Origin of the sequence: Roseivirga sp. (assembly GCF_049099775.1) — a bacterium.
Lineage (GTDB): Bacteria > Bacteroidota > Bacteroidia > Cytophagales > Cyclobacteriaceae > Roseivirga.
Map to the genome: position 1 here is coordinate 528,216 of NZ_JAGDZM010000002.1, position 20,473 is coordinate 548,688.

At 39.8% G+C, this 20,473-nt stretch carries 17 protein-coding genes; 4 read left to right on the forward strand and 13 right to left on the reverse strand.

Annotated features, from left to right (window positions below; translation table 11 throughout):
- Positions 1–31 precede the first annotated feature (31 nt).
- The 9 genes from JXQ92_RS04420 to JXQ92_RS04460 form a co-directional block, all read right to left on the reverse strand.
- Positions 32–1,318: a hypothetical protein gene (locus JXQ92_RS04420; protein ID WP_421985374.1), complete on the reverse strand. Its 1,287-nt coding sequence runs from the start codon at positions 1,316–1,318 to the stop codon at positions 32–34.
- A 25-nt stretch (positions 1,319–1,343) separates the two neighbouring features.
- Positions 1,344–2,015: a fatty acid desaturase gene (locus tag JXQ92_RS04425; RefSeq protein ID WP_421985396.1), complete on the reverse strand. Its 672-nt coding sequence runs from the start codon at positions 2,013–2,015 to the stop codon at positions 1,344–1,346.
- Positions 2,016–2,051: 36 nt separating this feature from the next.
- Positions 2,052–2,897 (reverse strand): 4-hydroxy-3-methylbut-2-enyl diphosphate reductase, encoded by an 846-nt coding sequence (locus JXQ92_RS04430; RefSeq protein WP_421985375.1) that lies wholly within the window; start codon positions 2,895–2,897, stop codon positions 2,052–2,054.
- Positions 2,898–2,987: 90 nt separating this feature from the next.
- On the reverse strand, positions 2,988–3,815 hold the full coding sequence (locus JXQ92_RS04435) for a phytoene/squalene synthase family protein (protein ID WP_421985376.1): 828 nt from the start codon (positions 3,813–3,815) through the stop codon (positions 2,988–2,990).
- A gap of 30 nt (positions 3,816–3,845) precedes the next feature.
- Complete coding sequence (locus JXQ92_RS04440) at positions 3,846–5,321, reverse strand: phytoene desaturase family protein (RefSeq protein WP_421985377.1); 1,476 nt, start codon at positions 5,319–5,321, stop codon at positions 3,846–3,848.
- A gap of 16 nt (positions 5,322–5,337) precedes the next feature.
- On the reverse strand, positions 5,338–5,844 hold the full coding sequence (locus tag JXQ92_RS04445) for an RNA polymerase sigma factor (protein WP_421985378.1): 507 nt from the start codon (positions 5,842–5,844) through the stop codon (positions 5,338–5,340).
- A 257-nt stretch (positions 5,845–6,101) separates the two neighbouring features.
- Positions 6,102–7,004, reverse strand: coding sequence for a MerR family transcriptional regulator (locus tag JXQ92_RS04450; RefSeq protein ID WP_421985379.1), 903 nt, complete (start codon positions 7,002–7,004; stop codon positions 6,102–6,104).
- Between the two features lie 2 nt (positions 7,005–7,006).
- Entirely contained in the window at positions 7,007–7,459 is a 453-nt protein-coding gene (locus tag JXQ92_RS04455; RefSeq protein ID WP_421985380.1) for a sterol desaturase family protein, read from the reverse strand.
- 46 nt (positions 7,460–7,505) lie between these two features.
- Positions 7,506–8,156 (reverse strand): carotenoid biosynthesis protein, encoded by a 651-nt coding sequence (locus tag JXQ92_RS04460; RefSeq protein ID WP_421985381.1) that lies wholly within the window; start codon positions 8,154–8,156, stop codon positions 7,506–7,508.
- A 72-nt stretch (positions 8,157–8,228) separates the two neighbouring features.
- Between JXQ92_RS04460 and JXQ92_RS04465 the strand changes: the two genes are divergently transcribed.
- Positions 8,229–8,531: a DUF4286 family protein gene (locus JXQ92_RS04465; RefSeq protein WP_421985382.1), complete on the forward strand. Its 303-nt coding sequence runs from the start codon at positions 8,229–8,231 to the stop codon at positions 8,529–8,531.
- Here JXQ92_RS04465 and JXQ92_RS04470 read toward each other — a convergent pair.
- The 4 genes from JXQ92_RS04470 to serS form a co-directional block, all read right to left on the reverse strand.
- Positions 8,528–8,989: a GNAT family N-acetyltransferase gene (locus JXQ92_RS04470; RefSeq protein ID WP_421985383.1), complete on the reverse strand. Its 462-nt coding sequence runs from the start codon at positions 8,987–8,989 to the stop codon at positions 8,528–8,530. The two genes, JXQ92_RS04465 and JXQ92_RS04470, sit on opposite strands and share 4 nt — an antisense overlap.
- A 22-nt stretch (positions 8,990–9,011) precedes the next feature.
- A complete protein-coding gene (locus tag JXQ92_RS04475; RefSeq protein ID WP_421985384.1) occupies positions 9,012–9,491 on the reverse strand; it encodes a hypothetical protein in 480 nt (159 codons plus the stop codon).
- Positions 9,492–9,546: 55 nt separating this feature from the next.
- Positions 9,547–11,904 carry a gliding motility-associated C-terminal domain-containing protein gene (locus JXQ92_RS04480; protein WP_421985385.1) on the reverse strand — a complete coding sequence of 786 codons (2,358 nt, stop codon included), beginning with the start codon at positions 11,902–11,904 and terminating at the stop codon, positions 9,547–9,549.
- A gap of 126 nt (positions 11,905–12,030) precedes the next feature.
- On the reverse strand, positions 12,031–13,305 hold the full coding sequence (gene serS / locus JXQ92_RS04485) for a serine--tRNA ligase (RefSeq protein ID WP_421985386.1): 1,275 nt from the start codon (positions 13,303–13,305) through the stop codon (positions 12,031–12,033).
- Between the two features lie 246 nt (positions 13,306–13,551).
- Here serS and rho point away from each other — a divergent pair, with 246 nt between their 5' ends.
- The 3 genes from rho to JXQ92_RS04500 form a co-directional block, all read left to right on the forward strand.
- Positions 13,552–15,147 (forward strand): transcription termination factor Rho, encoded by a 1,596-nt coding sequence (rho, locus tag JXQ92_RS04490; RefSeq protein WP_421985387.1) that lies wholly within the window; start codon positions 13,552–13,554, stop codon positions 15,145–15,147.
- Between the two features lie 419 nt (positions 15,148–15,566).
- The gene (locus tag JXQ92_RS04495) at positions 15,567–16,097 is read left to right on the forward strand and encodes a phage tail protein (protein WP_421985388.1); all 531 of its coding nucleotides are present in this window, start codon (positions 15,567–15,569) and stop codon (positions 16,095–16,097) included.
- 46 nt (positions 16,098–16,143) lie between these two features.
- On the forward strand, positions 16,144–20,473 hold a 4,330-nt coding region (locus tag JXQ92_RS04500), incomplete at its 3' end, for a beta strand repeat-containing protein (protein ID WP_421985389.1).

The following is a 20,473-nucleotide window of genomic DNA, read 5'->3' on the forward strand; positions in this document are numbered from 1 at the left end:
TTAAGCCATCTCGAACACGAGGTGGCTTTTTTTATTGCTTTTTATCTTTAGGAAGGGAGTTGAAATAATGCATTAGAAAAGCATTGGAACTCGCCAAATTCTTAGCATATATTTTAGCGTTTTCCACATTGAAATACCCTGAGAAAACACCAAGTATAACCACAATCCGAGCATGTGGTTCATAAATGTATTGGCCTAAAAAGATCATAGGGGCAGTATCTATAGCGATCAGAATTGCCGCAAACAGTAAGGCCTCTTTGTACTTTAGTCTTGAAAAGACACCTAAAATTAAAAGCAAAGTAGGGAATATAAAAAGCACAAAATCGGGCACACCTATGACATTGTCTCTTAGGTAATAAATAATGCCTGACGTTAAGAAAGCCAATGGTTGATCGTTTACAATGGTGCTAATGGCCGAAATGGTCACGGCTATAAAGAGCAAATCGATCAGTATAAAAGAAAACTTTGTGGTAAACACCGCTTGTTCATGCCAAGCTTCTCTCTTGTTGTATTTATTATTTTGTTTTTTTGCCGCCCCACGGTGTATTTTATAATCAGAGCACTCTGAATAAAAAGTCGGTTTCTTTTGCGTTAAACCACAAACTACTCCATGATACCTGTCAAATCCTTTGTTCCGACATTGCTTACAAAAAAATAATTTATCGTCAAGTGATAGCTCTTTTGGGTGCTTGGTCATGTACTCCTTCAGTACATCATTAGCCTCGTCTGGAGCATTGAATATACGATCGTTATTAACGACCAAAAGCTTGTTGCTTAGATAGTTCTCAAGGAAAGCGGTTTCACTTTCAAGTGACGTTCTAATTATTGTATCAGATTTTTTCTTATCCCTATTATGTCTCCAGACTAGCAAGAATAGAATGGAGCTAAGGCCAATAAAAATAAGGATGTTGTGCTCAAAGACTATCGAATATATACTTCCGAGGATTAGCAGGGTATAATAAATGTATCTGTTAGGATATGTAAAGGCCGCTAGAAAGGCGCTAAGCGGAAAACTGATGAGGCCGAGTAAAAACCAAGGACTCACTAATATGCCACTAGCCGTGAAGCTGAAAATAACGAAAAGAGGCAGTCTATTAATCAAGGTATAAATCAGGCGTTCCTTGAAAGAAGAGTTTTCTTCAAAGTCTTCAGGAGAGATGCTTGAGTTAACTAAGAAGTCAATTTCACCAACCTCATATTTCTGTTTCACAGCTTCAAAGCTTGTAGCGGGCAATAGACTTTTTACGTCTGCCACATTTAGGTCAGTCAGGTCAACTTCTTTGAATTCGGGAAAGATAGGATAATCAATTTCTTCCATGGCCAAGGGCCTAAGATAAGCTAAATCAAAAGACTTGCTTTTCCTTTACTTTCCACAAACGCCACCAAGGCGTGGCGGGTGAAGCATGGTGTTCGTAGTGATAACCGAAAAAGTAGCATGTAATAAATGCTATGAAGTGATTAGGTCTTTGGCTGCGTGATTTATGTTGATTATCGCTGCTATGGCTTCCTCTGTGTGGAAGGTACGTGCCAAAATAGAACAATTGAAGTGTTGACAATATTGCGGGAAGCATCCAAATAATAATCAAGTTTTCAACTGGGAGAAAGAGTTTCAGTAGGTTGAAGGTTATGGCCATTAGAACTATTTGTTGCCAGCTTACATACTGTTTTAGAAAACTGAAATACCACGCTAAGAACCCGCCATCATGGTAGTCAGGATCTTTATCAGTTGCTACAAACCGATGGTGTTCATGATGTTTCGGAAAAAGCCTTCTATAGAAGTTGTAGGAAAAGAGTAAAGCTGTCACATGACCAATTACCGTGTTGACTTTTCTATTCTTAGAAACGGTACCATGCATGGCATCATGCGCCGTTATAAATAGTCCTGTGTAAAGGTGTGTTTGAATTAGTATGAGGGCATAAAGAAGTGGCGAAGTAAAATCAAGGTCAAGGGTCAGGCCAAAAAATAGGCTTACCGACCAAATCAAAACAATGGTTAAAGCGATAATGACACCCATGTGTTGCTGAATAAACTTCACGATGCAATTTAGGAATTATAGCTTTTCTAGATGCGATTTTACGTCTTCCATTAGCCACATCGGAGTAGAGGTTGCGCCACAAATACCAACGGATTCATTTTTGCCGAACCATTCTGAGCGAACATCGTCAAGGGAAGAAACAAAGTAAGTACGCTCATTCTGGTTCTTACACACCTGGTATAAAACCTTACCGTTTGATGATTTTGTACCGCTGACAAAAATGACGACATCAAATAATTTGGCGAAGTAGTTCAATTCTTTGTTTCGGTTAGAAACTTGCCTGCAAATCGTGTCATGAGATTTGACAGTAATTCCATTTTCGGCAAGCACTTCATTAATTTCATAAAACTTCTCTGTGCTTTTAGTCGTCTGGCTGTAAAGGGTTATTTCCTTAGGCAAACTGTCAATATCAAGTTCTTCCAATTCTTGGAAAACCGTTGCTTTGTTATTCGTTTGGCCGAGCAAGCCAATCACTTCTGCATGACCATGTTTACCGTAAATATAGATGTGCTCTTCTTTATCAAATGAGTTTTTAATCCTGTTCTGAAGCTTTAAAACCACCGGACAAGAAGCATCTATCAACTCTATGTCGTTTTCTAAAGCCAATTGATACGTGCTGGCAGGTTCACCATGTGCCCTTATCAATACTTTGCTATTGTTTATACTTGCTAGGGTTTGATGATCGATGATTTGAAGACCTTTTGCTTCAAGTCTTCTGACTTCCTCATCATTATGAACAATGTCTCCAAGGCAGTAAAGCTGACCGTCTGACTCGAGAATATCTTCGGCCATTTCTATAGCATATACTACTCCAAAGCAGAAACCCGAATTATTGTCAATATCAACTTGAAGATTGAACATATTGATTAAACCGAAAAATGAATTAGATGTTTGGTCCGTATTATGAAAAGTATGTTAAATACGACCTAGGTAACGGATTTGGATTTCGGACTAGATACTTCTTTGCAGATAGGTACCCAGTAGAATGGCAAATTTCCTAGCGTTAGGAACTCTTATTCGCTGTTGCTGGATTTTAGAAGCAGGGCAGTTTTTAATTTTACGGAACAACTTCAAGTAATACTTATAAGCCAGGTAAACGCCCTTTTGAGCACTTTTAGGAAGGCGTTTTATGCCATCCAGTGCATCGTCGAAATCTTTTTGAATATCGGCTTCAATTTCTTCTTTGGCTACCGTTGTAAAATTTTTAAAGTCGATTCCCGGAAAATAAACTCGTCCACGTTCTTGAAAATCGCTCTTAATATCTCTTAAGAAATTTACTTTCTGAAAAGCGGAACCTAGGCTTTTAGCAGCAGGTAAAAGCGATTGATAAGAATGCTCATCACCTTCACAAAAGATTTTAAGACACATAAGCCCTATCACTTCGGCCGATCCGTAGATGTATTCTTCGTATCCTGCTTGATCGTATACAGTTTCTTGCAAGTCCATTTCCATACTGCGCAGAAAGGCTTCAATCAACTCATGATCTAGATTGTATTTGTTTACAACCAACTGGAATGAATGTAGCACTGGGTTTAGGCTTATTTTTTCTTCTATCGCTTTATAAGTGTCTTTTTTAAAACGGGCCAGCAAATCGGCCTTGTCATGATCATGAAAAGTGTCCACAATTTCATCAGCATAGCGCACGAAACCATAGATACCGTAGATGGGGTAATGGAGCTTTTTATCCAAAGTCTGAATCCCTAGCGTAAAAGAAGTACTGTATCGCTGCGTAATTAGCTTACTGCACTCTAATGTCGTTTGGTCAAATAATTCCATCATTTAAAAGTAACCAATAAATACGGCTGTGGTTTAAAACAAATCTTTTTCAACCTCATCCGCTACTACAATTCCCGATATTAAACTAGGAGGAACACCGGGCCCAGGCACCGTTAACTGCCCTGTATAGTATAGGTTTTTCAATTTTTTGGACTTTAACGAAGGCTTAAGAATAGCGGTTTGTGTTAGCGTATTGGCTAGCCCATACGCGTTTCCTTTAAATGAATTATAATCGCTGATAAAGTCTCTGTGAGCAAAGCTTCTTTTGTAAACGATATGCTGTTTTATACTTTGACCAGTATGTTCTTCCATTCTAGTTAAGATCATATCTAAGTACTTTTCGCGTATTTCATCATTTTCTTCAAGCCCTGGAGCTACTGGAATTAAAAGAAAAAGGTTTTCATGACCTTCTGGAGCAACTGTGCTATCCGTTTTAGAGGTTAATGAAGCATAGAATAATGGTTTTTCAGGCCATTTAGGGTCTGTATAGATATCGTGAGCGTGGGGTGTAAAATCAGTGTCGAAAAACAGATTGTGATGTAGCAAACCATCGAGTTTTTTGTCTACCCCTAAGTAATAGAGCAAAGAGGAAGGCGCCATTACCCTGGAGTCCCAATATTTGTCTGTATAGTTTCTGGTATCAGAATCTAACAACTTGGTTTCCACGTGATGATAGTCTGCGCCTGAAATAACTACATCTCCGTGTATTTCCCCTTGGTCTGTTGTTACAGATTTCACTATACCACCGCTATGATTGATTTTGGTAACTGCATTATTTGTGAGAATTTTCACTCCTAATTCTTCAGCGAGTTTACCCATGGCCTCTACTATCTTATGCATACCGCCTTTCGGGTACCACGTACCAAGCGACATGTCGGCATAATTCATGAGGCTATATAGAGCCGGTGTATTTTCTGGTAAAGCACCTAAAAATAGCACTGGGAATTCCATTAACTGGATAAGTCGTGGGTTTTTGAAATACTTTCTGACGTGCTTGCTCATAGACTGGAATACATCCATTCGTACTACATCTACAAGAAGTTTGAGACTTGTAAACTCTGTAAGTGATCTACCCGGCTTATACACGAGCTTATTAATGCCCACCTCATACTTGTAAGCCGCTTGCTTTAAGAATGCTCTGAGCTGTAGGCCAGCCCCAGGTTCGATTGATTCGAAAAGGGTTTCAAGTTCACCCATGTCGGCAGGAATGTCCATTTCGTCACCGCCTTCGTAAGTAACTTTGTAACTAGGGTCTAAACGAATGAGTTCGTAATAGTCGGAAACTGATTTCCCGAACTTATTGAAGAATGATTCAAAGACATCCGGCATCCAGTACCAGCTTGGCCCCATATCAAAAGTAAAGCCCGACGCTGAAAAGTGTCGGGCTCGTCCACCAATGGTGTTATTTTTTTCGAGAATAGTAACGTCTAAACCTTTATGTGCCAAATTAATGGCGGCCGACATTCCAGCAAATCCAGAACCAATGACCAGGGCCTTCTTTTTATTCATGAAGGCTAAACTAGTATTAGGCTCTATATGTTCTCAATTTTTCTTTCAATTGTTTTCTGGCAATGTGAATTCTGTTTTTCACAGTACCAATAGGGATTTCCAATCTTTCAGCAATTTCATGGTATTTGAAACCTCTGAAATACATCATGAAAGGTATTTTATATACATCTTCCAATTTTTCTATAGAAGTGTTGATATCCCTTAATGCAAAGTTACCTGCAGCTCTATTTTCAATTTGAGTGCTTGTAGAATTGATAAAGTGAAGATTGTCAGTAGTATCAATGAAAGTACCTCTTCTTACCATTCTCTGGTAGTTGGTAATGAAAGTGTTTTTCATGATAGTATATAACCATGCTTTCAGATTTGTTCCTTCAGCAAACTTCTCTCTATTGTTGTAAGCCTTCATTAAGGTTTCCTGAAGTAGATCATTTGCATCATCATGATCTTTAGTCAATTTAATTGCAAATGGCTTTAAAGTCTTAGTCATGTTAGACAACGAGTAATTAAAATCTACAGTAGTCATGGCTTCCTTGCTTTGTTTGTTTAACAAATATTCAAAAAGATTAAACAAAAGTCAAGCTACTCATGGAATTTCTAGACCCAGAATAGAACAATATAACCACTCTTGGCATTTTAATAGTTATACGAAGTCAAATAAAAATGCCCTAGAATCGCGAAATAAGGCGTTAATAGGGCAATAATTATATTTATGATTTCGATTTATTTTGTTTATCTTTTTTTTAAAAAAAATAAACAAAAAGTAAATTTTAAGACTAAATACTACTTTGGAATTACTTCAACTGTGTTCTCTTCTACGTAATCGGTCAGTTGATTAGGGTTGTTGATTTGAAGAATATTGTCATTCAATTCTAGGTCTTGACCTGTGATTTGACTGCCGGAAACAAGAATGGTGGTTTCTGGATATTGCTCTGAAAGTTGATTCAAATAATCTTGAGGAGAAATGTCCGAATCTCTCGAAGTAAGAATTGTTAATAGATAATCTGGTTTGTAAACATCATAAGCCACTTTCAAATCGTGGAATGGCATACTCTGTCCTAGGTATATTGTTCTATTATTTCTTGAACGGATAAGTAGGTTCGCAAATAGGAGGCTAATTTCGTGAAGTTCACCTTCAGGTAAAAAGAGCATGTACTTTTTACTCGCATCGGTTATTTGTGTATACAAACTATCAATGGCTACTATTAGCTTTTGCCGTATTAAGTGCGACATGAAATGCTCTTGTGCTGGATTGATAGAGTCTGTTATCCACATGATCCCTATCTTTGCTAAGAAAGGATAGATCACATTTAACATAGTTCTTTCGAAACCGAGTTTCATGGCATTGGTAGAAATGATTTTTTCGAACCTTTGCTCATCCATATCTATCATAGAAAGGGTAAGCGCATGAATTTGATCGGTATGGCTTGAGAGTTTTTCGGAAACCATCCAAACGATCTCGGACATTTCCTCTTTAGACATTTTGGCGATTTTGGAAATCTTGTAGCCATTGTCTTTCAAAAGAGAAACGTTCAATACTAGTTTCAAGTCGTCTTGATCGTAGAATCTAATATTCGTATCAGTCCTTTTCGGATTGATTATAGCATATCGTTGCTCCCAAATACGTAATGTATGGGCTTTTATACCTGAAAGGTGTTCTAAATCTTTTATAGAATAATTTGCCACTGCTATCTCTCTTTTCCGTCCTCGTTAAAATATTCCTTGGGAATCAAAAACAATCCGAAAGAGACGGCATCGTCCTTTTCTTTTGTTTTGTGATGAGCCCTGTGCGCCTTTGTTATGGCTTTTAAATATTTCGTTTTTGGTCTTTCAAACCACTTGAGTCTTTTATGAATTAAAACATCATGTAGTATGAAATAAAGAGTGCCGTATAAACTTATTCCACAGCCAATCCAAAAACGATAATCGAATGACTCAACACCTAGTAGAATGAGTACTACTGCCGATCCGCCAAATATCAAAACGAATATGTCATTCAATTCAAACATACCTTCAGTATGTTCGTGATGTGTCTTATGAATTTTCCATAAAACACCGTGCATAATATACTTATGTATCCACCAAGAAAAAGCTTCCGTCAATACAAAACCTAAAAGGGTCCAACCTATTGCCTCTACCATTCTTTCCGACTGTAACTCAATGTTTAACAGATTGTTTAAAGAAATATTAAATAAAATTCAAGACTACAAAAAAGGCAACCTGTATATATAAAAGCTTAATAGCCAGTGAATTGTTTGAATTGGTCATTAATCCTAGGAAGACAGCATGCAGTAGTAAGGATACCACGAACCAGCCAAGGTAATTGCGTAGCGGAATGTCTACCATTTCCCAAGACCAGAAGTCTAAATTGATCGCTACTGGTTCTATCAGAAGGTCGAAAGCTACCATAAATACACTCGCAATAACTATCTGTAAAAGTGATTTATTCGTGATTTTACGACTTAGGTGGGCTGTGCAGTAAATTAATACTATCCAGTTGATACCAATCGCTAATGGGACATCTAGCACCTTGAAACCTAGTGTTTCTCCATAGCTGTATTCTCCAAATACGGCTCCAGTGGCTACCCCAATAACTTCAGCAAAAAAGCCGACTAAAAAGGTGATAAATATAAACGCACCGTATTTTAAACTTTTTTCCTTTTCGAAATGCAAAAGGATAGCTCCCGTAGCTAGAAGGTTGAAGGGTACAAGTAGTTTAAATAAGTCGGCTGTTATCTCCAGACTCAAACCAATTACACCAGCTACGTGCATGGCTATCATTAGAAAGAATGCATTTTTCTCATTCACGAAAGGGAGCTCATCAATTTTATTGATCATCTGACTTAAAACTAGGGCTAAGGATAAATGTTATGAAATCTTAAACTGTAAATTTGCCACAAATATATTCTGATGGTATTGTATAACGTAACCGTAGCGGTAGATAAAAAGGTAGAACGAGAATGGATTACTTGGATGAAAGAGACTCATATTCCAGAAGTAATGGAAACCAATCAGTTTGAAGACTATAAGTTTTTTAAAGTCTTAAATACTGAAGACCCTGAGGCATCTTCATATAGCGTACAGTATTTTGCTGCCGATATGAAAAATATTCAAATGTATATGGCGGCTTTCGCTCCAGAATTGCAGCAAAAAGCCCTTTTAGCCTGGCCAAATAAAATTGCTGCCTTTAGAACGCTACTTGAATCTGTTTAGTAGTTGTTTATTTGAGCTTCAGTAAGTGTACAATTAATCCATTCAGAGTCTAAGTCGGCTCCTAGTTTCTTATAGAAATTAATCGCCGGTTCATTCCAGTCTAAAACCTGCCAGCGCACCTGTTTCGCATTTACCTTTTTTGCTTCAAACACAATAGCATCGAGTAATTTCTTTCCTAAACCTTTTCCTCTAGAAGATTCACTGACAACGAGGTCTTCTAGGTAAAGTGCCTTTCCTTTCCAAGTAGAATAACGGTAGTAATAGATAGCGGTTCCAACGATATGTCCTTCTAATTCGGCCACAAAAAATTCGAAGATTGGTTTGTCTCCAAAACCATCCTGTAACATTTGCGCTACAGAGTTTTCTACTTCTTGAGGAGCTTTTTCATAGATGGCTAATTCCATTACAAGGTCAAAAACTTGAGGAAGATCAGCGGGGGTACCTTTTCTTATCAGCATGGGTTAAAGCGTTTCCCTAAAATTAACCCCTTCTTCTAAAAGCTGGTCTTTCTAGTTCAACTACTTTGTATGTCCATCCTTTGGCTGTGGTAAGTCTTTTGTTAGTCGCTAGACTTCGAAACCCCATATTTAAAGCCAAATTCATTAGGGATATTGGGTCAATAGGGTTCACGCCGATTAGCGTTCTACTGAATCCGCTTTGTGCTGCAGCCGTTGAATAATCTTTATTAAATCTAGAAATAGGTTTTACAAACTCTATCTCTTCCAGAGCTACCTTATCCTCACCAACAACAATATATTCCGTGTAAACCAAGAGTAATCCTCTTTTACGTTGTCCACTTTTTAGTTTGCAAACTACGGTTCTACCCGACAGAAGAATGTTTTTACTGGGTTTATTCCCTTTTGCAATCAAAAGGACATTATTCGAATTAAAATCATTTTGCGCATACAAGGGGATTGTAAAAAGTAAGGCCACTGAAATAAGGAGTGCATTTTTAATCATATTAGCCTAATTTACAAAGGGTTAACGGAATAAAGCGTTAAGGAAACAAGTTACCTTAGCGAATTAATTTTACTACTCCTCTTCTTTCACTAGAAACAGATAAGCCATTTACTTCAATGGTCCAATTAGCGATGTAGCTGTATTTTTCAGACGCGGCTGCTTGGCCGTTGAGTGTACCGTCCCAGCCAGTTTGTGCATTTTGCGTAGAAAAGATCACTTCTCCCCATCGACTATATACTTGCATGTTAAAAATAATGGTACAAGGCGTGGTTGGCCCAAACGTATCGTTCATTCCATCACCGTTTGGACTAAATGCGTTAGGAAATAAAATTTTTGGAGTGGCTTCTTCCACAGATTGACTTGCAGCCGTGGTACAACCATTAGCATCAGTCACTATTAACCTATAAGTGCCTTTAGAGAACCCTGTAGCAAGGGGAGAAGTGTCGGAACTGCCTTCCCAAGAATAGCTGTAAGGCGCAACACCTCCCGATACTGAAGCTTCCAGTGTGCCATCGTTACCTCCAGGACAGGAGATCAAAGTTGCGTTTATGTTTTCTATTATGAGTCTGTCTGGTTCGTCTACATTAAAATTAAGTGTTAATAAACAGTCATTTTCATCATAAATATCTACGGAATAGCTCCCTTTAGGAATATTGGTGAGTCTGTTTTGATTGACGTTGGGTTGTTGGCTCCAAACATACCTATAGTCGCCAGTTCCTCCTGTTATTAGCGCTTCAGCTATTCCGGAAGATTCACCAAAGCAAAGGACGTCCGTTACATTGATAGTTCCACTCAATGGTTCCGGTTCAGTAATAGTAAAAGGAACATTTATAGTACAGCCAGCAGAAGTTATGTCAACAGAATAGTTACCAGCACTTAGGCCAGTGACCAAACTATCATTTATATTTCCTTGACCATTTACATTCCAAGTATAAGTGTATGGTGCTAGTCCATTAATACCTGAGACCCGTATACTGCCATCGATACCACCAAAACATTTTACGTTTTCAATGTCAAAAGTTGGTACAATTTCTTCTCTTAAGTCTACCGTGAGCAATGGAGAATCGCCATCGCATATATCAGTAGCAGTGCTTGTCGATTCGGTAAAATATAAATCACCACTACCTGGGCCATCCCATAAAACTTGGATCTCATTGGTGCCGTTTCCGCTTACTATTTGTCCGTTAGTTACGAACCAATTATAGTCAGAACCTGGTGTAGAAGGAGTATTATAAGTTTGTGGCTGAGTTAAATCGATATAGCAAACAGTTGTATTTCCCAAAGGCAGGGGAGGCTCTAGTTGTACATTTATCTTTACAGGGTAGGAGGTTGTCACCTGACAAAGTATTGGTGATGAAACGACAACTGATACACTGGCATTTGCATTTGTTACCCCCCAGTTTACAAGAATTTCTGAGGTGCCTTGACCTGAGGCAATCGTTCCACCTTCTACGGTCCAATTATAAGAATAACCCACTAAGGAAGAGGCGGTATAAGTTACACCCATAAGGTTGGGACAAACCGAAATAGCACCATTTATAAGAACCTCTTGAAGTATGTCTAACGTTGTTGTGCTTGTAATGGATGAGAATACGTCTGGATCTCCTGGCTGGCCACCATATTCGACGATATACCCAGTAGGTGTGAATTGGCCACCACTTCCGCCATCGGCTAAGTCATTCCATTTGCCAGGAGGACTAGACCAGTCCATCATATGTGCATATTCTTCCCCTCCGGCATTGTTTGGCTCATCAGTTTCCCAATTTGTGAAACCATCGGAGAGTCTCCTTCCAACCCCACCATCAAATAAGCCTTCCGGTCCGGTTACCCATCGCCAGTCTCCTTCAGTAGTTCTATCACTGGCACCAATCCAAGAAGTGCCGCTTACTCTAGCTAGGATAAAGTCATTTTCTCCCGAAGTAGTTATAGTAGCTAAGTAGCCTTTTAGGCCAAAAAGATCTTTGTTTTCAGCATCTACCAATGCTTTTGTCCAAAGAATACCGCGTTCAGCAAAGAATTTATAAAAATGACCTGTTTCTGGATAGTAGTCTAAGTTGGAAAGGGATACGGTAATATCTTTAGCTCCTGCAGCGTTGTCGGTTGCACTTGTTGTGAAAATAACACGAGAAAGGGCCAGGTTATAAGCATCGAGATCAGCACTTCCTGAAAGAGTTAGAATCCCATTTGCACTATCGTATGCACCAGTTATGCCATCAGCTTCGGTATAGGTTAATTGGTCTTCAGTAGGAGAATAGTTTTGTGAAATAGCTATTTGAATTCCATCTAGAAGGTCAGTAGCTGTGCCATTGATAGAAACTAGTTGATCTAAGGTGAGCGGTGTTTTAGCATCAAAACAATAGTTTTCAACCCCTTGAACAGAAGGAATAGTCTGACTGTACAGCTTTTGTGTCAAGCAGAATGCTACTAAAATTAAATAGTAGAAATGGGTAACTATCGGCGCGCGTCTAGCCAAGCGTTGTTTTTATTGAATTTAATACGTTAATCAATAAAACTCGGTAAACGTTTTGTCCACCAAGGTTTAAGAAATCTGGTCGAAACCAGTATATGAAACCAAAGCTTCTGGAATGTTTATTCCATCCGCGGTTTGATTGTTTTCAAGAATCGCTGCCATTATTCTAGGCAAGGCTAAGGCGCTTCCGTTGAGCGTATGTAGTAAAACAGATTTCTTGTTTTCGTCCTTATATCTCAACTTGAGGCGATTAGCTTGGAAGGTTTCAAAATTTGATACGGAGCTAACCTCTAACCACTTTTCTTGAGCCGCAGAATAGACTTCGAAATCAAAAGTCAAAACAGATGTAAAGCCCAAGTCGCCACTGCAAAGTCTTAAAACGCGATAAGGAAGTTCTAACTTCTTTAAAATACCCTCCACATGATCGCACATTTCTTGCAAAGCCTGATAAGATTCTTCTGGTTTTCTAACCTGTACAATTTCTACCTTATCGAACTGATGAAGCCTGTTTAAACCTCTGACATGAGCACCCCAGCTACCTGCTTCTCTTCTAAAGCAAGGTGTAAAGCCCACATGCTTTACAGGAAGCTGCTTTTCGTCAAGAATTTCATTCCTATAAAGATTAGTAATAGGCACCTCTGCCGTAGGTATCAAGTACATGTTTTCAGAAGCGATATGATACATCTGGCCTTCCTTATCAGGTAATTGCCCAGTACCATAGCCAGAAGCTTCGTTCACTACTATAGGAGGTTGAACCTCAGAATAGCCAATTTTTGAAGCCTCATCTAAAAAGAAGTTAACCAATGCTCGCTGTAGTCTAGCGCCTTTACCCTTATATACGGGGAAGCCTGCTCCAGTAATTTTGATGCCAAGATCAAAATCGATGATGTCATAATCTTTTATCAGGTCCCAATGTGGTTTAGCATTTTCATGTAATGCTGGAATATCTCCAGAACGAGAAATCTCTTCATTGTCCTCATCGCTCTTTCCTTCCGGAACAGAATCATGTGGTATATTGGGGATATTGTAAAGCGCCTCTTGGAGTTTATTCTGAATACTATTCAGTTGTTCACCTAAATCCTTACTGATTGCTTTCAGTTCAGCACTTTTAGCCTTAACCTCTTCCGCTTCTTCACGTTTTCCAGATTTCATCAAGCCACCAATTTGTTTCGATAGTCCATTGGCTTCGGAAAGATTCGAATCCAACTGGTGCTGCGTCTTTTTTCTTTCTTCGTCAAGGGCAATTACTCCTTCTAATAATTCGGTAGCATTGCTTATGTGACGCTTTTCAAGACCTCTTGTAAAACGTTCTTTTTCTGCGATGATATTGGCTACTTGTAGCATTCTTATTCTAGATTTACGCCGGCAAAGTAAACCATTTCCTTGCAATTCTGAATGAATAAGCCTGTTATAACACAAGAAAACCACAAAAATAATGGTCAATCTTTGACAGTCTGGATTGTTTAATATAATATTGCCGTGTCCTTAGATGATAGGATGCATGTCCAACGTTCATCTCGAGCCACATATCATTAACTATAATCTATTTTTATTCTCCTCTATCTGAGAGGATTCCCAACCCATTTATTTATGTACATCATTGACGAATTAAAGCTCATGCTGCTTTCCGAACTAAAGGAAATTGCTGAGAAAATGGGGGTAAAAAACTTCAAAAAGCTGAACAAGCAAGATCTCATTTATGCTATTCTAGATCAGCAGGCAATTACCCCAGAAGATAAACTACCCGCAAAAAAAGACGAGGAAAAAGCTGATGCTCCTGCAAAGGAGGAAAAGACTGAAGCTTCAAAACCTAAGCCTAATAAAAGCAAGGAAGATCGTCCTAAGAGAAAACCAAAACGTGAGAACGTAACGGAAACTGAAACTGCCGAAGGTGGTGAAAGTAAAGAGGGTGAAGAAAAGAAAGCTAGACCTGAAAGAAAAGATCATAGGGCTAAGAAAGAAGGAAACGCCGAAGGTAACGGAAAGCCAGAAAGAGAAAGCAACGACGAGCGTAAAGAAAGAGACGACAGAAGAAACAAGCGTCAGCAGTACAATCAAAACATCAAAGATTTTGATGGACTGATTGAAAATGAAGGTGTTTTAGAAATGATGCAAGATGGCTACGGCTTCTTGAGGTCATCTGACTACAATTACCTAGCAAGTCCTGACGATATTTATGTTTCACCATCACAAATCAAATTATTTGGTTTAAAAACAGGTGATACAGTAAAAGGCCAGATCAGACCTCCGAAAGAAGGAGAGAAGTATTTCGCCTTATTGAGAGTTGAATCAGTGAACGGAAAAACCACTGAAGAAATAAGAGATAGAGTTCCTTTTGAATACTTAACGCCTCTTTTTCCAGAAGAGTTGATCAAATTAAGTACTAAGCCTAGCCAAATGTCTACTAGAATATTAGACATGTTTGCACCAATAGGTAAAGGTCAAAGAGGAATGATTGTAGCCCAGCCAAAAACGGGTAAAACAGTGCTCTTGAAAGAAATTGCTAACGCAATTGCCGAAAACCACCCTGAATGTTATCTAATCATCTTACTAATAGATGAAAGACCTGAAGAGGTGACTGATATGGCGAGAAGCGTAAAAGCGGAAGTAATATCATCTACATTCGATGAACAGGCTGATCGTCATGTAAAAGTGTCGAACATTGTGCTCGAAAAGGCGAAAAGAATGGTAGAGTGTGGTCACGATGTAGTGATCTTATTAGACTCAATCACTCGATTAGCCCGAGCTTACAATACAGTAGTACCTTCATCAGGAAAAATTCTTTCTGGTGGTGTTGATGCAAACGCGCTACACAAGCCTAAGCGTTTCTTCGGTGCCGCACGTAATGTGGAGAATGGCGGTTCATTGTCAATCATTGCTACGGCACTCATTGAAACAGGATCGAAAATGGATGAGGTAATCTTTGAGGAATTCAAAGGAACCGGTAATATGGAATTACAATTGGATAGAAAACTATCTAATAAACGTGTTTATCCTGCTATCGATGTACCAGCATCAGGCACAAGAAGAGAAGATTTACTAATGAGCAAAGAAGAACTTCAACGTGTTTGGATCCTTCGTAAGTTCATGAACGATATGAACTCTGTAGAAGCAATGGAATTCTTGCTCGATAGAATGAAAGGCACTCGAAACAACGATGAGTTCTTGGTGTCCATGAACGGATAAATATTCTTAAACATAAAATCTAAAGGCCATTCGATTGAATGGCCTTTTTTTTGTGACAACATATTATAATATCTAATCCGACTGAGTTGTGATTATAGTTTGTGTTTGACTCAATTGAATTGCTACTATATGAAAGGCTGTTTCCTGCTAGATAACAATGAGGCCTAACCCTTAGGTTTATCTCCTTAATAATCACTTTAGTGTACGGGAGTTACAAATCCCAGTATTTAAAATGCATTAAAATATCTATTCTCATGTCTCAATAATCTTTTTCTATTCTCAGGAAAATCCATAGCTTTAAACCAGAAGGTGGTTAGTAATTACTTTCTTCAGCCAAAACGCATGTATAAGTTTACACCATTCGAGTATCGTTATACTCAACTTATTCTTATCGTTGAATACCCTAAATCACTTCGTTCATGAAAGAAGTGTCTATTAGCGTTCTTCTTCCCTCATCTTCCATATACTCTGTTGTAAAACAATTTGAAAAAGGCTTAAAATCTGAGCTTGCCGGTTTAAAAGATATTCAGGTTGAATTCATAGCACAGAGGTCTGGTTTAGAAAATAATCATTTAAGTATTCTTACTATGCCTAGTCACACGCACAGTGCAAGTTTGACAGGTGCTCAAATTACTGTTCCTGTTCAATCAGCGTCAGTTGAAGAAGATGAGGCCAATCCGGCTGCAGGTGTTCTGACCAATACTGGTACAGACAATTTCACCTCTTCCGGAGGGAATGCTGCATATAACGGCGGAGCTGGTACTCAAGTTGCTGGAACCGTAAGTGTTCAGGCGACTGGTAACGGCCTGGCCTATAATAATATGCAACCCTATTTAGGGGTGAATTTTATTATAGCACTTTTCGGAATATATCCTTCTCGTAACTGGTTTAGCCATGTGGCCAGGGATATTTATTCTTGGCCACTTTTTGATTTTATAACTACATATTGAAAAGCTTTTATAACAAGAGATCTATCAACTAAATCATCCAGAAAACATGAAACTTACACGTCTCCTTGTCTTAGTAATTTTTTGCCTATTTGGCCTAATTCCTCTGAAAGCACAAAATAATAATGGCTCGATTGATGCCGCAGGCGATATTGCCTTTGTCGCTTATCATGACACTAATGATGGATTTTCTTTTATTTTTCTGGATGATTGTCCCGCAGAAACTATTATTTCATTTATTGACGATGAATGGACTGGTTCTGCTTGGGCTGGTGTTGGTGAAGGAGAGTTGGTTTGGGAAAACAATACGGGAAGCACTATTTCGAAAGGAACTATAGTTGATGTTACTAATGCAGATGATAATGGGACAGGGATAGCAGCGACCACAGGATCTATTTATGAAAATGATTCAGAAGATACCCCTAATTACTCGGGTTTTAATACCAGTATAGGTAATACAGATGAAATTTATGCAGTAGCTGGAAGGAGAAACAATGTTTCATCTACTTTTTTGGCATTTATTGGTAGAGCAGGTACGTCAACGTTATCTGGAACAGGATTAACAAATGGAACAACAGCTCATGAATTTTCTGGCAGCTTTACAACTAATTCTGAAGGTTACTATAGTGGAACAACGAGTTTTTCAGGAAGTTTAGCTAGTGTAGCATCTGCAATTAATTCAAGTTCGAATTGGGCCAATGGAAGTTTTACTTTTCCATCGGTCGTTCCCAATGAGTTTACTGGATCAACTTTTTCCGGGGGCAACGCTGCCCCAACAGACATTACCCTTTCTTCTACTACCTTCGGTCAAACCGCCACAGGTGTAAATGCGGAGGTAGGTACTTTCACTACTACAGATTCAGACGATTTTTCATTTACTTACAGTGAGGTAGCCGGTGCAGGAGATGATGACAATGGAAACTTCAACATAAGTGGAGATAAACTAAGGACAAATGGTTCATTGGTAGCTGGTACCTACAATATAAGGGTCAATACCAACGATGGTGATGATGATTTTGAAAAGACATTTTCCATTACCGTGACAGATGATATAGCCCCCTCTGCCCCCAGCACCCCAGATATGACCACCGCTACTGACTCGGGTAATGAAGATCATACCGCAGGAGCTACTTCAGATAATCTGACTAACGATCAGACTCCCACTTTTGAGGGAACGGCTGAGGCTGGGTCTACCGTTAACCTGACCTCAAATATAGATGGGGCTATTGGCAGTGGTACAGCTACTGGTGGTAACTATTCTATCACTACTAGTACACTCACTGCTGGTGCTCATACCATTACCGCTACAGCCACAGATGCGGCCAACAATACCAGTGGATCTTCCTCAGGATTAAGCATAAATATTGATGTAACTCAGCCTACGGTTGCAATATCTACTACTTCTACAGACCCAACCAATGACAATCCCATTCCGGTAACGATCACCTTCAATTCTGAAGCTGAGAATATGAAGGAGAATGACATCACTGTGGTGAACGGTACTACGAGTAATTTTTTCGGTCCGGATAGTACTACTTTTACTGTAGATATTACCCCTGCGGGTAATGGCAATGTGCAGGTATCGGTTGGAGTAGGTCGTGCCTTTGACCAGGCGGGCAATGCCAATACAGTCTCAAATACCCTGAGTCTGGACTATGATGGTTCGTCACCTACCTTGGACGCAGCAAGTTCTACACCAGTAGATAATGCTACGGGCGTATCTCTTACTGATAACATTGTCATTGACTTTAATGAAAACATTCAAAAAGGAACAGGTAGTGTAACCTTGAAAGTATCGGGCGGAGCTGATGTGCAGACCTTCGATATTTCCACCGCTACTGCTACCACCACACCTACAGCTGGGAATATTGGTGTTGGTGGAGATAAGATATACCTGAACCCGACCAGTGATTTGACGGGTGAGACGACTTATGCCGTGCGCATTGCCAGTACAGCAGTAGACGATACCGCAGGCAACGACTTTGCAGGGATCAGCAATGACACCGACTTCAACTTTACTACCGCTGATGTGACTGCCCCTTCAGTAAGCAGTATTGCTGTAAATGGCTCGCCAGCGACTAATGCCACAACGGTCAATTTCGATGTAACCTTTAGTGAAAGTGTCACGGGTGTGGATGCAACAGACTTTACAGTAGATGGCTCAGGAGTTACCGGAACCATCGGTACCGTTACCGGGTCTGGTACAAGCTATTCTGTGCCAGTGAATACGGTATCAGGTACGGGAACGATCAGCATTGATTTGAAATCAAGTGGTACCTCAATTATAGATGGGTCAAGTAATGCCATTGCTGCTGGTTTTACTGCTGGTGCTACCCATACTATAGATACGGATGCTCCGACTTTCAGTGAAGCTAACTCAACACCAACAGATAATGCAACAGCAGTGTCAACAACGGCCAATATCATATTGGATTTTAGTGAAAATATTTCCCCTGGAACTGGCAATATAACTTTGCGAAATGTTACAGGAACTGCTGATGTTGAATCATTTAACATCTTTTCAGCAGGTGGAGGTACTTCCCCAGCAGATGGAGCAATTAGTATTTCCAACGATAAGCTCTATATCAACCCGACATCAGCATTGTTAGAAACGAATGAGTATGCGATTCAGATTGCAGCTACTGCGATTGATGATGCAGCAGGAAACAGTTTTGCAGGCATCAGCGATGAGACGACCTTTAGTTTTACCACAGCCGATGAGACCGCCCCTACAGTAAGCAGCACGAGCCCGGCTGATGATGCAACAGGAGTAGAGCCAAGTGCCAACATTACGGTGACATTTAATGAGAACATGCAGTTCGGTATTGGCGCTTTTCAGATAAGGCGATCGAATGACGATGTTCCTGTATTTTCTATTGATGCAGCCAATCCAACGGCTACTTCAAATAAGGCTTCTATTTCAGACGCAGTTTTAACCATCAACCCAGGAGCATCATTAAGTACTTCCACAGGCTATTATTTATTTATAATTTCTGGAACACCGTTTTTGGATTTGGCAGGAAATGCCTTTACTGGCTTTACTGCTTCTACTGATTTTAATTTCACCATACTTACTCCTAATTCTGCACCTTCATTTACCATTGGTGCCAACCGGACGGTATCACAGGGTGCGGGAGCACAGACCATTGCAGGCCACACTACAGCAATAACTGATAATGATGGAAGTACCCAGACACTTACTTTCAATGTGGCGAATGATAACAACGGCATTTTTAACGTTCAGCCAGATATTGATGAGGCTACAGGTAATCTGACTTTTACTCCTAAGTCCTCAACTTTTGGCAAGGCTACCGTAACGGTGAGCCTTTCAGATGATGGGGGAACTTCCAGTGGTGGGGTAGCTCAATCGGCTGATCAGACCTTCGATATTTTTATCACCCCAGACAATATTAAGATTAATGAAGTTGATGCCTCTTCTACTGGTGAATTCGTGGAGATTTATGATGGTGGCACCGGAACCACAGACCTCACGGGCTTATTCATGGTTTTCTACAACGGTTCAGACGACACTCAATTGCGAGATATTGATTTCACGGGTAGTACTGATGCCAATGGCTTCTATGTAATTGGAGAAACTGGTGTAACCAACCTTGATCAGGATTGGGCAGGCGCAGAGCTTCAGGATGGCCCGGATGCGGTTGCAATATTTGTAGGTTCGGCTAGTGACTTCACCAATGGAAGTGCCATTACAATGGATGGCCTTGTTGATGCAGTGGTTTATGACACTGACGATGCTGATGATGCTGGTCTATTGACCGGACTTGGTCAGGCTACCCAATTCAATGAAAATGCCAATAGCAATGCAAGTACTGAGTCAATCTCAAGAACTCCTGACGGTACAGGTGGTTTTGTGATTCAGGCCATTACTCCTGGAGCAACTAATGATGTAACTGCTCCGACAATAACCAGTGTAACAAGTTCGACAGCAGACGGAACATATAAGGCCAATGACAACCTGGTGATACAGGTGGTTTTCAGTGAGGCTGTTACTTTTGTTGGTAATCCTACCTTAAAACTGGAAACGGGAACTACTGACCAGGTACTCAATCCTAATGGAGCGGGTGGTAATGGAACCAATACACTGGAATTTGCATATTCCGTAATTACAGGAGAGTCTTCTTCTGATTTAGAGTATTTTGATGTCAATTCACTGACCGCAGGCACAAGTATTCAAGATGCTGCTGGCAATGATGCCGTATTGACCTTACCAACCATTGGCGGAGGCAATTCATTAAGCGACAACAAAGCTCTGGTAATTGACGGCATCGCCCCCACCTTATCATCAGTTTCGATTGCGAGTAGTCAAACGGCAGCAGAAGATTTTGCAGATGCCAGTCATGCTACTACGGGCAATTTGA